The sequence below is a fragment of the Vibrio sp. 970 genome (assembly GCF_033339075.1).
In genome coordinates, this window is the sequence record NZ_JAWOTW010000014.1 from 64,637 (window position 1) to 77,444 (window position 12,808).

Below are 12,808 nucleotides of genomic sequence, written 5' to 3' on the forward strand. Positions count from 1 at the left end.
TTGTTCTCATCGTAATTTGGTATTAATCAATTATCATACCAAACCCTACTTTTATACGCCATTTACAAGGCAAACCAGAATGAAAAAGTAACTACTCAAAGAGTTTCAAACTATGGCGCTGGGATACTGTATCCATCCTCTTGATAGGGATGATTAAAAAGAACTAACTTAGCTGGCTCTAAGTACATCATTTATCATTAGTAAGACTAATCGAAAATTTATCCTATCCAAACATAGGTAGTTTCATTCGAAAATGATAATGGGGCACTTAGAAGTGTTACGAAGTGAATTTGAGAGTGACTTCCTGAAAAGCCAACTATTCGAAAGGTTTTGAACTTTACTGTCTACCGACAGTTGTTGATCACTGGCAGAGAATATTGATCGATTGGGATGGAAGTTAAGGGGACAACTGTATTATTGAAAGTATTCAGCAAAGCATTGCACCCCTTGTAACTACCAGATAGATAAGCGATTGACTCCCGCTGCCTGTGTGTAATACTGGATTCATTAAACATTTTGAAAAAGTTTCACGGCATGAGCAAAAAGATTGCGGGGGTTAGCCTCCCACCAGCAAAACCTACTGATTTTATTAAAGTAGTAGAGCTAATCGACAAGCTAGACCCAATTAAATACGGGTTTGATAGTAGCGGTAATTACTTGCACTGGAATGACTTCCAGTACCGTTCAAAAGAGTTTAAAGGCGACCAAAAGAGCTACGCTTGGCATGCCCTAAAAATCAGACGTGGCCTTAACGACATTTCGCTTGTTGATGAAAAGGGCAATCCGTTCCAGCTTAGTGCCGCCAGTCTCGACGCTAAGCTATTCCGCATCGATAAACAGCTTAAACTAGAAGATTTGTCGCTATCTGCTCAAGATAAAAAGGCACACCTAGTGAAAAGCGTGATTATGGAAGAAGCCATTAGCAGCGCTCAATTGGAGGGAGCGGCCACAACGCGCAAGGTGGCCAAGGAAATGCTTGAAACAGAACGTGAGCCGCAAGATGACTCCGAACGGATGATTATCAATAACTGGCGTTTGATCATGATGGCCGATGAACTTAAGGATGTAGAGCTCACACCAGAATTGATTAGCGGGTTTAATGGCATCGCCACCGATGGAGTGTTAGAGAATGAGCACGTTGCTGGCCAATACAGAACGGATGCAGTCATGGTTAGGGACGTGGCCACTGGCGATATTATTCATGAAGCGCCAGAACATGAGCACGTTTTGAAGCTCATTGAGCAACTATGTGACTTCGCCAACACCGACCATACCACCAGCACCAATTTTATTAACCCAATCGTTAAGGCTTGTATTCTGCACTTTATGATTGGCTACATTCACCCATTCATGGACGGCAACGGGAGAACGGCTAGGGCGCTTTTCTACTGGTTCATCCTTAAGCGTGGTTATGAGAACTTTAAGTACGTCTCGATCTCTGCACCACTTAAGAGCGCGCCAACCAAGTACATTAGAAGCTACGTTTACACCGAAACGGACGACAATGACTTAACGCACTTTGTGGACTACCAGCTAACGGTCATCATCAATGCGATTGAGCGCTTTAACGAGTACATCAAATCTAAGATTGAAGATACGAGAGAGGTGCGCGAGCTGCTAGACGAGTCCAAGCTTAAGAGCGTGTTGAAACTGCCGCACATTGTGATTCTGGCCAAGGGATTAGAAACAGCCGGACGTGTCTTTTCTGTTAAGGAAATCCAGTCTGATTTTGACGTGTCTCATACCTCTGCGCGCAAGTATCTTGAGAAGCTGGTGGAGCTGAAATTGCTGTTCAAATCAAAGGATGGCAACGAGAATACCTACATTGCACCAGCCGACTTGAAAGATAGGCTAACCAAAGCTTAAGAGCATCAAAAAAGCCGCCAAACTGGCGGCCTTTTTGTAGGGAATAGAATAGGACTGGTTGGCGATTAGAAATCTACCCAGTTGTATTGCAGTGTGATAGCTGGCTTAACAAGTGCTGCTGAATCTTCTGTCGATAGGTCGATCACGTCTGAACGTACTTTTACGTGCTCCAAGCGGAATCGATGCGAGGTTGCACCCTTACCCTTAGTTGATTCAGGCGTAGACTCGATAACGACAGTGACCATTTTCTTTTCACGAACGATCTCACGTAGCATTTCTAGCACTGTACCTGTGATCGTTTCTACGCACGTCACCGCGATTTCGCCTTTGTTCTCAAGCGCACCATTTTGGATGTAGCCCAAGCCCATTTGGCCAAAATCTTCTACGTCTGCACGACCCATTGCTGGAAACTGAGTAGAACGCACCAAAACGCTAAGATTAGGGTATTCTTCGATTTTCATCTCGAACTCTGTACCCATCATCTTTTCGCCAGCTTGGACGTTCTTAGTGAATTTCTGTTTTAAGAAATTCATATCGCCTTTTGCGTTAAATGCTCCGGCCATAATTACACCTATTCTATTGGAAGTGATTCGGAATCTGTGACTGATTAATCATTTGCTTAGGAGCGGCAGTAATAGTTACCGTATTGTAAGCGAAATTCCCGTCTCGCGTCTTAGGTGCGTTAATGTCATAACTCACCTCGCTAATACGCATAGGTAGATTGAGCGCTTTGCCAATCTTGAATCTCGCATCACTTGGAACACGGCCACCAAGGCCATCGGAACTGACTGGAACAGTATTTTGCAGCTCGGGACTTATCATCTGAGCCAGGTATTTAATGGGATCATTAACCTCTGATTTGGCATTGGTGAACGCGACAAATTTCAGCGTTGCTGTGATTTCTGGCGGTTCGTTTCCTTGCCAAACTTGTTGACTGTTCCATAGTGTCTTACTCGTCTTATCCGACACGGTTTGCGCGACTGAGGACGTTTTATCTAGGGCATTGATGTTACCCACGGAATCGCCCTCAAACGGCGCTTCCCATATCGCTCTAAAGGCAAGCTGACACTCATCAGTCATGTAACCAATGACCGTAACCTCTTGACCGCCTATGACTTGTGTAATGGCGCATTTATTGTGGATAGATACGCCATCATCATTAGGTACGCCGACAATTACAGCCATTGCTTACCCTTACTTGTCCATACCGCGAGAATCGCGCATGCGGTTAGACTTTTTGCGAGCTGCTTTAGCCGCTGAGCTGTGAGCTTTCGCGCGCGCTTTCTTAAGTGCTGCTTTTTGTGCTGCACTCATACGGCGCTTACGGCGATTGGTTTTGATGTAAGTTACCTTGCCGTCACGGATCACTTTCTTAAGCGCTTCGAGCATCATTGATTCACGAACGGCGAACTCTGCGATCGCTTCGTCTGAGTCCACGTTGTCTAGGCCACGCTCTAGGGATTCAAAGATGCGATCTGCCGCTTCTGGATCTTCCAGTGCCTCTCGCATGTCGCCATCTTTAGGCTGGCCAACTTGAGCAATAAACTCACTAGCCGCTTCCTGTAGCGATTCGTAGAGCGCTGCTTGGCCATCGGTTAGCTCGGTATCGTCATCGCCACCAGCCATGCCAAATAGCATTGCGTCTAGGTTGTCGATTGAGCTGTCACCACCATTAACCCACTGAACACAAGCCGCTGCTGCGTCTTGGCGAGCAATGATGGTTGATGCACGGTTGATTGACTCAAGAAGTTGGTCTTCTGTTACAGACTCAAAAAATGCAGTTTCAGTTTGTTCCTGCTCGGCCACTTGTGGCATCACAAATGGGCGAGCAAGAACAGAACCCTCAGAAAACATTGATTTCATTCTATTCTTGCTCTTTGTTCATTAACGGATTAGTACAGGTTCACCAAGGATTCGACGTGCGGAGCCAGTTGGACAGAACGACCAAGTGACTTTCCAGTAGTCGATTTCGACTTGCTTGATTTCCAGTGTCCAAGCGCTTTCGCCGTCTTGATCTGGATTACGAGGTGTCACTAGCGCACCAACGGCTTCATAGCCCTCTAGGATGCTGGCCATACCGTCAGTTAGCCCCTCAAGCGTTGCACCGTCAGGTTGGTGTTTTAGGCGATTACCTAGTGCGTAGAAGTCGCGTGAGATAGCGTCAGCAATAGACACGATTTGCTCAAAACGTAGGTAGTTTTCAGCCGCAGATGACGTTAGAGAGTCATCAATGAATAGGTTGCCGTTTTCGTCTGTGCCTAGTTTGTTTAGACGTGCCTTGTACATTTCTTGGTAGTTAGGCTCGCCAGCACCTTGGATTGGTTTTAGGCTAGTACGCTGAATAACAGCACGCTCAACACCTGCTGGTGTGTAGTGCCAACCGCCGACTGGAGAGGTTTTAGCAACACCAAGCGCTTTAGCTGCAAAGCCGATACCCGAGCCGCCCCATACCGCCATGTTGCCGTAGAAACGACACTTAGCGAGGTAAGGCATATGCACGAATGAAGCGCGATGGTTGTTGAAGTTCAGACCTTTTTTGAACTCCAATGCCGCTTCGTGCGTTAGGCGAGGATCAATATCGAAGTAGCCAGAAATGCGTTTGTCTTTACAGATTTGCGCTAGGTCAGTGATTACCGCTGTTTCGTAGCAGCCCAAACCACAAACGTAGTTATAGCTGTAAACGGTAGTGCGTAGTGCTTTCACTGCTTTCTGGTAATCGTCAGCCGTAATGTCGCTAATATTGCCGTTGGTCGCGCCTGTGAATTTGGTTTTCGCAATTGTAGTAACTTCGCGTTTCGCTACTTCTGCATCGATGCGACAAGTTAGGTACTGCGAACGTTCTTCAAGAACAGTCTCGATAAACGCAGCGCTACCCATTTGGTCTACTGCTGTAGGCTCTAGGGATACAACCCATTCTTCTAGCACTACAGAGCCACCAGCCGCCTGTTCTTCCTCTAGGGTAAGAGTGAACATGCCAGCGCCGTAAGTCGCTTCGTCTGCTTTCGCAAGCGTGATAGAGCGGTTATCGGATTGCGCACCGTCTTTGATAGCGATCGCTAAAAATTCGCCATCTTCAAGTGACAGGTCAGCCGAGTAGTTGATCGCTTCGTTAGTGATCGTCACTTCGTCTGCTGGTTTGGTTAGCTTGATAGCTGGATAGGTTGCCGTTTTTGGTACGACACGAACCACAAGGCCATTACCGCCGCGCAAGGCTTCATCAAGAACGCGCATGCCGTCAGCCAATTTGCCAAGGCTTGAGTGGTAAGGCTTACCTAGCTTGTCTAGGAAGTTAGCCGCCGTTACCGGAATCACTTCGAACGGCTTACCTTTTTGAGACACAATCACACCGCCAAACACTAGCTGGTTAGAGCCAGTGCCTTGCTTAGTTGTCGAGTCAACGTTAATTGGCGAAACCGCAACTTGTGAGACGTTATCCATTGAAAATTCAATCTTACTCATCTTCTGTCTCTTTCAGCGTTAGATCCTGTGCTGCAAGCTGGTCTACAATTTCTTGCAAACCCGCTTGAGCAATACCTTTCACCGCAATCACGTTGTCTTTCGTCATTTCGGTTAGTTGCTCAACCGTTGTCACACCGTGGTTAATCAGTGCTTTTTCAACGCTCGCGCTAAGCTCAAGCGCGGATAGCGCTGTGCCTTTGTCGCTGGTGGCTGTGTCTGGTTTCGTTTGAACTTCTGGTAGAACCGTTGGCTCAAGGCGAACCGAAACGAGGCCGTTTGGATAGGCCGCTTCCACTTCGTGTTTGAAGCGGTTCACGTTGAAAACTGAGAGAGGGAAATCTTTGGCCAGTGGCGGCATAACGCGACCCTGAACCGTGATTTCCTTTGGTGTGTGGTTGGTGATTAAAACGATCGTTTCTTTCATCGAATCCCCCAAGAGCGGCAGCCCGTAAGACTGCCGCTTACTTGCCTTATGCCGCTGCTGCTACAGGAGCTTCATCGATAAGTTTCACGCGGTAGAAGTAGTCTTCTCCGTCGAATGGATGGATTTCGCCGTAGGCCAGTTCGTATAGCGTGTTAGACGCTACTAGACCTTTACCGATTGGATGCGTGTACATGGTTGCTGCGATTGCATCACCTGCTACGTAGCCCGCTTCTGAGTGAGAAGAACCGCGACCGTAACAAAGCATGTCGTTCGTACCGATCACTACCGGACACTCGAACACTTTCCACATGCCGAACAACTTACCTGCGTAGTGGATAGCGTTTTTCTGTTGGTAGTTAGCCGGAGCTACGAAATATGGAGCACCTAGTGACTTAAGGATTGTTGACGCGCCAGTACCAGCAAAGATACCTGTCATGCCAGTTGTGCGAGTCGCTTGTAGGATCTTCGTAGAAACGTTTAGAAGAACTTCGTTTAGACGTTCACGATGTAGACGCCAATCTTCACCAGCCGCTACGTAGATATTGAATGTTTCTTCGCGCGTACAAGCAAAGTCCATATCTACTAGGTGGCGAGTCGCTTTTTCCGATGCCAATGTGTTGCGCATGTGGCTCATCTGTAGAGATTTCAGATCTTGGCCAAACTCGCGTTGCATTGTGAACATCGCTTGAATAGTCGCGTCTGCTGCGATTGCGTTTTGACGTGGGCGCAGTATACGAGAGTCCATATCATGGTCGATCGTTGGGATAAGGTCAGGGCGTCTTTCAATGTCTACTTCGAACTCGATGTGCAGAACCGTCCCTGCTGGTAGGGCTGATGTTGGAGTGACGGTAACTTTGCCTTTTGCATGGTCTATCTGACAGTTAATAACCATACCATTGTGAGTACCTGTCATTATTTGACTACCGTTGCTGTCTAGGTCGCGAGCCACACGTTTATGGTTAATAAATAGGGAAACAGATGTCTTCGTGAATGGGATTTCAAACTTGGTGTGTTGTAGGTCAGTCTTAGAGTCAAAGACGTGAGTTGTCTTAGTACCGTCAGGCTGTTGTTCGTCTGCGAACTTGTAACGTTGACGCATTGATGAGTATTGGCCAACCGTTGCTTGGTCGATCTCAGTACCCGCTGCGAAGTCACCGAAGTTTGAACCAGTGCGGCGGTACACTTTGAAGATCTCAACTTCGTTAGCGCCCGCAGGGATCATCGTTACAGCGTCAAGTGTTGCTGTCTCAAGAAGAACTGGAAGCACTAGGCCAACCATCTTCGCACGGATTTCAACACCCTCAGATGTTGATAGAGATTGACCGATCGACTCAAGCATCATTGCGCCTGTTGAGCCATCACGCTTAGCACCCTCTAGCATCATCATGTTACGCATAGTTGCGTGAGCTGATGCCATTAGCTCATCGCTAGGTAGGTGGCCGTAAGTATTTTCGTATTCACGCACCGCAGACTGCATGCCTGATACGATGCTAACCGCTGTTTCTTGAGACACTGACTCGAACATAGGCTCATTCGCAATGGCTGACAAAATAGCCGCGCCACGAGAATCGTCGTCAGTTAGAAATATGCCTGTTTGTGAATCGAATTGGGATTCGACACACAGATTATGCATTGCTTGAGCGCCTAAATGAATCGCCTCAATGCGTTTGTTGAAGTTAGAACGTTTATCTGCCATGTAAATAAACCTTAGTTATTAATTGAGTGTGTTCGGAATAGTTAAGCCGCAGGAAAGCGGTAAAAATTCGCTCAATTTCGGATAGTAGTTAAGATTTATTGCGAAAAAAATAGGGGTAAAATTGCATTTAAATTATTGTTATATAATGAATTTATTTCTTTTTGTGTGCTTTTGTGGGAATGGTAACGACAGGGGATTTCTATGTCGTTGATCGTGCATCTTTTTTGAGAGAAAAGGGGATAGGAAAGGGCATCTAAAAAAATTTAAAAAATTTTCAGTTGTTATAGGGTTCCTGCCAAAAAGCCGAACACGTTGCTTAGTAGCTCTTGTGTGTCAGTCTCTAAGCATGGAAGGTCAACACCATAGAAAACGGCCAAAAAGTCACGAACAATGAGTTGATAAACGACCACCAGCGCGATGCTCCATATCATCGCGGCGCGTCCAGTACGTACCAATGTGTTAGAGCTGGCCGCTTCAAGCTCTGCCAGTTTGTAGGCAAACTCTTTGCGTTCTTCGTCACTGGTAAACACACGATCACCAAACTCGGTCAGTTCGTGGATAATGCCACCTACTTTCTCGCTGGTGGCGCTATTAAATAGACTACTTGTAAACACTTTTGCTAGTCCCATCATTAGTTGCTCTCTTTAATGTGTTCTGCGAACGCTTCTGCCAGTGCTACGGCTAGCTTTTCGCGCAGTCCCAATCCCTTTTGTAACGACTCGTCGTTAGACAAAAAGAACGGCTCCAAAATCACGGCTGGCATTTTGGTTTTCATCAAGAAACGCCAACCGCGAGTATCAGTACCAGTGTTCGAGATAGGCTTAAGGCCACGATCACGCTGTCCGATAAGTCCAGCCACCGCTTTTTGTAGGCGCTGAGCAAGTGCTTGACTCTTGTCCGACTTATGCCAATGCAATGTCTCTGAACCTTGAACTGACTTATTGGCCACGCTGTTACAATGTAACTCGATGGCATAGTCAGCGCCCGATTCGTTCACATCACCGATCATCCGTGAGTAGGTGTCTCGATACATGATCACTGGAAGAATGTCTCGCTTATGTAGCTCGGCGGCCAATAAGCTGGCTAGGGGATGATTATAGCCATACTCATTCATTCCGAATGTTTCGTTGTAAGCGCCGCCATCTTTAAAACTATGGCCAACAACAATACAGACTTTTTTCATTTTATAAATTCCCAAACTTAGCTTAACTAATATGTACTTAGGTATTGACTATGTTCGGAATAGGAAATATATTTGCTTTACCAGATCGGCATCCCAATCGACTGGTGTCAACTAACGTTGAAACTTCATTTTTAACCTTTGTAATAGCTTCTTGCGCCGCGAACACTTACCTCGCGGCTTTTTTTTGCCTGCAATTTAGAAAAAAACCAGCGCGAACGCTGGCTTTGCTTGGATTATGGTCGGTTTTGAACGGGCTCTATCTTGTTTGATTTGAAGTAATCAAGAACAGGATTAACTCGATAGGGTTCTACGTGGAAGCTGGCCATCACCTGATCTTTACGCATCAAGTAAAACTGATTTCCGCTGTATCGCACCGCATCAAATATCACGTTCATTCTGCACCCATCGTACATGTACTCTCCCTCAACACTGAGGCTTTTGCGTATCACAAAGGATAGTCGCGCCTTGGTGGATTTAAGCTCGTTTCGAGTTCTAAATAGGTTAATTGCTAGTACGATGATAAGCGACATTAATCCGCATAGTTCATATGCGTTTAAATAAACTGAATAACTCATTTTGTCTTTTTTCTAGTGCGAATAGGAAAGAGATTATCAACAAAAACATTCTACAGTCTAAATACCTCCGCTGTCGCGTCTTTGATGCTCGTTTTTTTCGTCTGGTTGCTACAAATGGTAAATGAAATCGCCTTAGTGAAGTAGCCTAACGCTAAGGTGCGTTCCTCTTTCGACGCAATGATCATTGCGTCAATCACCGTGCTTGAGCTGGTCACGCCACCAGCAAGGGGAGACATGATCTCGTTTAGCGCATTCGCTTGGTTTTCTAGTTCCGGCGGCAAGTCTGGTGGCGGTAAGGTTGCACCGTTATCTGACTCACTGCCGCTTGTTGGTGGCGTTAATGCAGTATTGATTTGCGCCATAAGAGATACGGCTGCATCCACATGGCCGGAAAGACCGTTGATCACTGCCTCAAGCGCTTTCAGTTCTTCCTTGCTGGTAATTGGCAAGATACTCGGAGCGGGTACGTTGTCCTCTGTACCATCAACCTTGTGTTTGATGTTCACACCAATAGACACTTGTTCGAGGTCGGTTGGATCGGTGATCAACACTAGGTGCTCATTCCATTGCGTTAACGTGGCCACCGTTGCGCTCACTGAGTCATTCAAACCCTTAAGCGTTACCACTAACTGCGATGCGCCTTGGTAGTCCTCAATATCCTCGCTCACGCAGCCTGATAGCTTCCCTGACAAACTTTCACACTTCACCTTAAGGGATTTGCCTCGGGTAAGGTTCTCCGCTTCCTTAAGGCCGCCTACGTCTAAAAACTGGCGAAACTGTTCGATTTGCTCTTGTGTGTCTAACATCAAATTGCCTCAATCAATCGTCACCAAGTCGTTACCGTTTACCAGCGTAGCGCCACACCCAAGGGCATCGCCTACCACGGCGACCGGAACGCCATTAACAGTAAGTTTTGAACTACCAGTAATAACGCCTACGTGCGGCGGGTTATCTGGTTTTACGTGCATGACGGATATATCGCCCGTACCTAATACATTGATTCCATTCACGGTCAGTAGTGGCTGGCCAGAAACAAAAACACCTGGACTAAAGCCACCATGACCACTATCCACACTCCCTACAATTCCTACGGCTGGCATAGTGCATTACCCTAATGTAAATGGAGCTGCGGCAGCCTTAACAGCGAACTGGCCACCAGCATCGATATTGACGTTACCACTCGCTTTAATGGTCACTTCATTGCCCTCTAGGTTGGCTTTACCGGAGGCTTTTACGGTTGCATTACCACCCGCTTCGATGTTCGCATCGCCTTTCACTTTGATAGTTAGTGCGCCTCCGATTTGCTCCAATGTGTTCCCTGTTGAGCTGCGAAACGCATTGCCCTCGACGTGGATAACACATTGGCCATCTGGTGTGATTTCAATGGCCGTGCCGCTTTGGGTATGCGTTACTGAGTAGCCGCCTTGATGCGTGATGAGCTCGCGCAAACCAAATCGCACAAAGAGCGCATCTTTGCGGTCATAGGCTGGTGGCTCGGGTTCACCCTCGGCTCGTTTAGGCTGATAGGCTTCTCCGTTCACCTCGCTTGGTAGGTACGACTCATAGTTAGGCGCGTAGTAAAGCGATCCGGTAATACGGGGATAACGGGTATCACCATTACGAGGAAAATCCACCCAAACCAGATCCCCTTTTTCCACTGGCACTGCATGGCCACCACTCGGTTTTGCACCTAATGGCAGTAGAAACTCGGCAAAAGGTAAATCCTTATCGGGGATTGCATCCCAATAACCAAGCAAGCGAACGGATACCATGTACAAGCCTTTCGGATGGACAGGATTGACCACCTCGGCCTGATAGCTACCAAACAAGCGGTTAGTGACGTTGGTGCGTGTTCTGTTCTCTGACGAATCGCTCATAGGTTGCGTACTCCCAACTCGATACGACACTGATACCGGTTCCCACGTTGGCAATGGGCGACACGGTTCATGATTTGTTTCTCTGGCATGGACTCATCCAGCTCGGTAGCGGGTAGCCGTTTATGGAATAACACTGAGCACACTGAAAGAGGCGCAAAGGCGGTATTTCCGGTGAGCTCCACATCCAAAATAGGGATGATGGCCATGTGTTGATTATTCAGCGCCTTGGCTTGTGGAACGCTGACCATGACCATAGCGCCCGAACGTTGGCCACCTTGGAAGCCCTCGACGGTATCCCACGAGGCATAGTTACGGTTAAGAACGCGCTCAAACAGGGCTTCCTCTCCGATAATGGAGTAGTTCGCAATGCTGTGCTCTGCTTCCTCTGGATTCGACTGTTCCAGCTTGAATTGCTCGCTCATATCCATGTTCTTGAGCGACTTAAAGTGCATAACACCACGGCAGATAAACGCCACTGAGCCGTAATCTCTGGCCATTGTTCGAATTAAGCGAGACTTAGTACCACCAGCATTTAAATGGTACGTAGCGCCACGCTCAAAGCTGTCACATTCGATTTTTAGCTCGGGTAACAGCTCGGCCAGAATGTCTTTAGGCTGCATTTCAACAAAGAATCGAGGCGTTGTGACTGGCTCTTTAAGTAGGTGCGCATCCTTTTGGAATGCTTGAACGGTAAGCATACCGTCAGCGCTGGTGGACTTGGCCACAATGAATTTTTCAATCCAAACCTGATCGCCTCGCTCGTTCACATCGGCCATCGTGACCTCGATCTCTGAACCGCGCTTAATCCCGTAGTCATCCCGATAAACGGCAGCCTGATCCATGATTTCCATAACTAGCTTGTTGCCGTCCATCGAAGCACACTCAATGTAGGTAAACGAATGAATGTGCTCGATAGGGATGTCATTTTCGTTGGTGACAACTTTTTGGGCGAGAAAGTATTCTTTATTACTCAATGACTCGGCCTCCCATACCAATCGCGCCCCGACGGACAGTGATCGACTCGGCCTCATAAACCTCTGCAATCACTTCAAAAGAGATTGAGGAAGCAAACAGGCGAGTATTTTCATGGTCTACTTCGGCGGGTTCGGTCATCGCATCTTTACGGCCACGTATCTCGATGCTGATTTCCATTTCAGTACCCGCGAGCATGGTTTTCGCTCTGAATACATGCTTACGCTTGCCCTTGGTATGACGTAGCCAAACCATTAAACCTAGCGCTAGGCGGCTAAGGGTAGACTGGTTCCAAGTTAGGGCATTAATGCGGTAGGTAAGCGCGACAAAGGACTTATTAATCACGGCATAAGGCTGGCCTTGTTCATTGGCCAGTTCGCCATAGTCAGCAATATCGACGTACTCCGCGCCATCAACAAACCCAATCACCGGATCGCGCGTGATATAGCAAACAGGCAAAAGCTCATTACGGTTTGCTTTCACCTTGCCGCCTAATTTGGCTGTTAACTTAGATAGGAATGACACTGGATCGGTAAAGTTGCCATAATAAATCTTTCTCGACTTATCACGGCCAACAAAGCGAGAAAACTCACTGTTCTCTCGCCGTTTAGTGTCAGTCACAAGTAAAGAATCAAGCACGTTCTGGAAAAAGGCAGCCACCGCACGGTCAATGTCGGTTAACTCTGTGTGTTCCACCTTGCCATCGAATGTCACTACATCGCATGGGATTTCAAAGAACGTCTCATCCAGTTGCAT

At 47.2% G+C, this 12,808-nt stretch carries 15 protein-coding genes; 1 reads left to right on the plus strand and 14 read right to left on the minus strand.

Going from position 1 to position 12,808, the window contains the following annotated elements; genetic code table 11:
* The first annotated feature begins 534 nt into the window (after positions 1 to 534).
* Entirely contained in the window at positions 535 to 1,866 is a 1,332-nt protein-coding gene (locus R7Q11_RS18795; RefSeq protein ID WP_213869207.1) for a Fic family protein, read from the plus strand.
* Positions 1,867 to 1,931: 65 nt separating this feature from the next.
* Here R7Q11_RS18795 and R7Q11_RS18800 read toward each other — a convergent pair whose 3' ends face one another.
* From R7Q11_RS18800 to R7Q11_RS18865, 14 genes are all read right to left on the minus strand, one after another.
* Positions 1,932 to 2,429, minus strand: a complete 498-nt coding sequence (locus tag R7Q11_RS18800; RefSeq protein ID WP_042522736.1) for a hypothetical protein — start codon at positions 2,427 to 2,429, stop codon at positions 1,932 to 1,934.
* Between the two features lie 13 nt (positions 2,430 to 2,442).
* Positions 2,443 to 3,051: a hypothetical protein gene (locus R7Q11_RS18805; RefSeq protein WP_017635635.1), complete on the minus strand. Its 609-nt coding sequence runs from the start codon at positions 3,049 to 3,051 to the stop codon at positions 2,443 to 2,445.
* A gap of 9 nt (positions 3,052 to 3,060) precedes the next feature.
* On the minus strand, positions 3,061 to 3,729 hold the full coding sequence (locus tag R7Q11_RS18810; RefSeq protein WP_104968932.1) for a hypothetical protein: 669 nt from the start codon (positions 3,727 to 3,729) through the stop codon (positions 3,061 to 3,063).
* A gap of 21 nt (positions 3,730 to 3,750) precedes the next feature.
* Complete coding sequence (locus tag R7Q11_RS18815; RefSeq protein ID WP_225466628.1) at positions 3,751 to 5,325, minus strand: hypothetical protein; 1,575 nt, start codon at positions 5,323 to 5,325, stop codon at positions 3,751 to 3,753.
* Positions 5,318 to 5,749 (minus strand): DNA-directed RNA polymerase subunit alpha C-terminal domain-containing protein, encoded by a 432-nt coding sequence (locus R7Q11_RS18820; RefSeq protein WP_054577210.1) that lies wholly within the window; start codon positions 5,747 to 5,749, stop codon positions 5,318 to 5,320. The genes R7Q11_RS18815 and R7Q11_RS18820 overlap by 8 nt, the downstream gene beginning before the upstream one ends.
* A 46-nt stretch (positions 5,750 to 5,795) precedes the next feature.
* Positions 5,796 to 7,445 (minus strand): hypothetical protein, encoded by a 1,650-nt coding sequence (locus R7Q11_RS18825; RefSeq protein WP_053307363.1) that lies wholly within the window; start codon positions 7,443 to 7,445, stop codon positions 5,796 to 5,798.
* A gap of 281 nt (positions 7,446 to 7,726) precedes the next feature.
* A complete protein-coding gene (locus tag R7Q11_RS18830) occupies positions 7,727 to 8,077 on the minus strand; it encodes a hypothetical protein (protein WP_033905455.1) in 351 nt (116 codons plus the stop codon).
* Positions 8,077 to 8,628: an N-acetylmuramoyl-L-alanine amidase gene (locus R7Q11_RS18835; protein WP_050550060.1), complete on the minus strand. Its 552-nt coding sequence runs from the start codon at positions 8,626 to 8,628 to the stop codon at positions 8,077 to 8,079. The genes R7Q11_RS18830 and R7Q11_RS18835 overlap by 1 nt, the downstream gene beginning before the upstream one ends.
* Before the next feature lie 233 nt (positions 8,629 to 8,861).
* On the minus strand, positions 8,862 to 9,023 hold the full coding sequence (locus R7Q11_RS18840) for a hypothetical protein (protein WP_155396901.1): 162 nt from the start codon (positions 9,021 to 9,023) through the stop codon (positions 8,862 to 8,864).
* A 230-nt stretch (positions 9,024 to 9,253) separates the two neighbouring features.
* A complete protein-coding gene (locus tag R7Q11_RS18845) occupies positions 9,254 to 10,009 on the minus strand; it encodes a hypothetical protein (protein ID WP_033905458.1) in 756 nt (251 codons plus the stop codon).
* Between the two features lie 9 nt (positions 10,010 to 10,018).
* A complete protein-coding gene (locus R7Q11_RS18850; protein WP_033905459.1) occupies positions 10,019 to 10,303 on the minus strand; it encodes a PAAR domain-containing protein in 285 nt (94 codons plus the stop codon).
* 6 nt (positions 10,304 to 10,309) lie between these two features.
* On the minus strand, positions 10,310 to 11,080 hold the full coding sequence (locus R7Q11_RS18855) for a hypothetical protein (protein ID WP_033905460.1): 771 nt from the start codon (positions 11,078 to 11,080) through the stop codon (positions 10,310 to 10,312).
* Complete coding sequence (locus R7Q11_RS18860) at positions 11,077 to 12,054, minus strand: hypothetical protein (RefSeq protein WP_213892705.1); 978 nt, start codon at positions 12,052 to 12,054, stop codon at positions 11,077 to 11,079. The genes R7Q11_RS18855 and R7Q11_RS18860 overlap by 4 nt, the downstream gene beginning before the upstream one ends.
* Positions 12,047 to 12,808 (minus strand): hypothetical protein, encoded by a 762-nt coding sequence (locus R7Q11_RS18865; protein ID WP_213892703.1) that lies wholly within the window; start codon positions 12,806 to 12,808, stop codon positions 12,047 to 12,049. The genes R7Q11_RS18860 and R7Q11_RS18865 overlap by 8 nt, the downstream gene beginning before the upstream one ends.

Bases quoted from the DNA above. Each gene is read 5' to 3' on its own strand.
- R7Q11_RS18795 (WP_213869207.1), top strand. From the start codon at position 535: ATGAGCAAAAAGATTGCGGGGGTTAGCCTCCCACCAGCAAAACCTACT.
- R7Q11_RS18800 (WP_042522736.1), bottom strand. From the start codon at position 2,429: ATGGCCGGAGCATTTAACGCAAAAGGCGATATGAATTTCTTAAAACAG.
- R7Q11_RS18805 (WP_017635635.1), bottom strand. From the start codon at position 3,051: ATGGCTGTAATTGTCGGCGTACCTAATGATGATGGCGTATCTATCCAC.
- R7Q11_RS18810 (WP_104968932.1), bottom strand. From the start codon at position 3,729: ATGAAATCAATGTTTTCTGAGGGTTCTGTTCTTGCTCGCCCATTTGTG.
- R7Q11_RS18815 (WP_225466628.1), bottom strand. From the start codon at position 5,325: ATGAGTAAGATTGAATTTTCAATGGATAACGTCTCACAAGTTGCGGTT.
- R7Q11_RS18820 (WP_054577210.1), bottom strand. From the start codon at position 5,749: ATGAAAGAAACGATCGTTTTAATCACCAACCACACACCAAAGGAAATC.
- R7Q11_RS18825 (WP_053307363.1), bottom strand. From the start codon at position 7,445: ATGGCAGATAAACGTTCTAACTTCAACAAACGCATTGAGGCGATTCAT.
- R7Q11_RS18830 (WP_033905455.1), bottom strand. From the start codon at position 8,077: ATGATGGGACTAGCAAAAGTGTTTACAAGTAGTCTATTTAATAGCGCC.
- R7Q11_RS18835 (WP_050550060.1), bottom strand. From the start codon at position 8,628: ATGAAAAAAGTCTGTATTGTTGTTGGCCATAGTTTTAAAGATGGCGGC.
- R7Q11_RS18840 (WP_155396901.1), bottom strand. From the start codon at position 9,023: ATGAACGTGATATTTGATGCGGTGCGATACAGCGGAAATCAGTTTTAC.
- R7Q11_RS18845 (WP_033905458.1), bottom strand. From the start codon at position 10,009: ATGTTAGACACACAAGAGCAAATCGAACAGTTTCGCCAGTTTTTAGAC.
- R7Q11_RS18850 (WP_033905459.1), bottom strand. From the start codon at position 10,303: ATGCCAGCCGTAGGAATTGTAGGGAGTGTGGATAGTGGTCATGGTGGC.
- R7Q11_RS18855 (WP_033905460.1), bottom strand. From the start codon at position 11,080: ATGAGCGATTCGTCAGAGAACAGAACACGCACCAACGTCACTAACCGC.
- R7Q11_RS18865 (WP_213892703.1), bottom strand. From the start codon at position 12,808: ATGCAACTGGATGAGACGTTCTTTGAAATCCCATGCGATGTAGTGACA.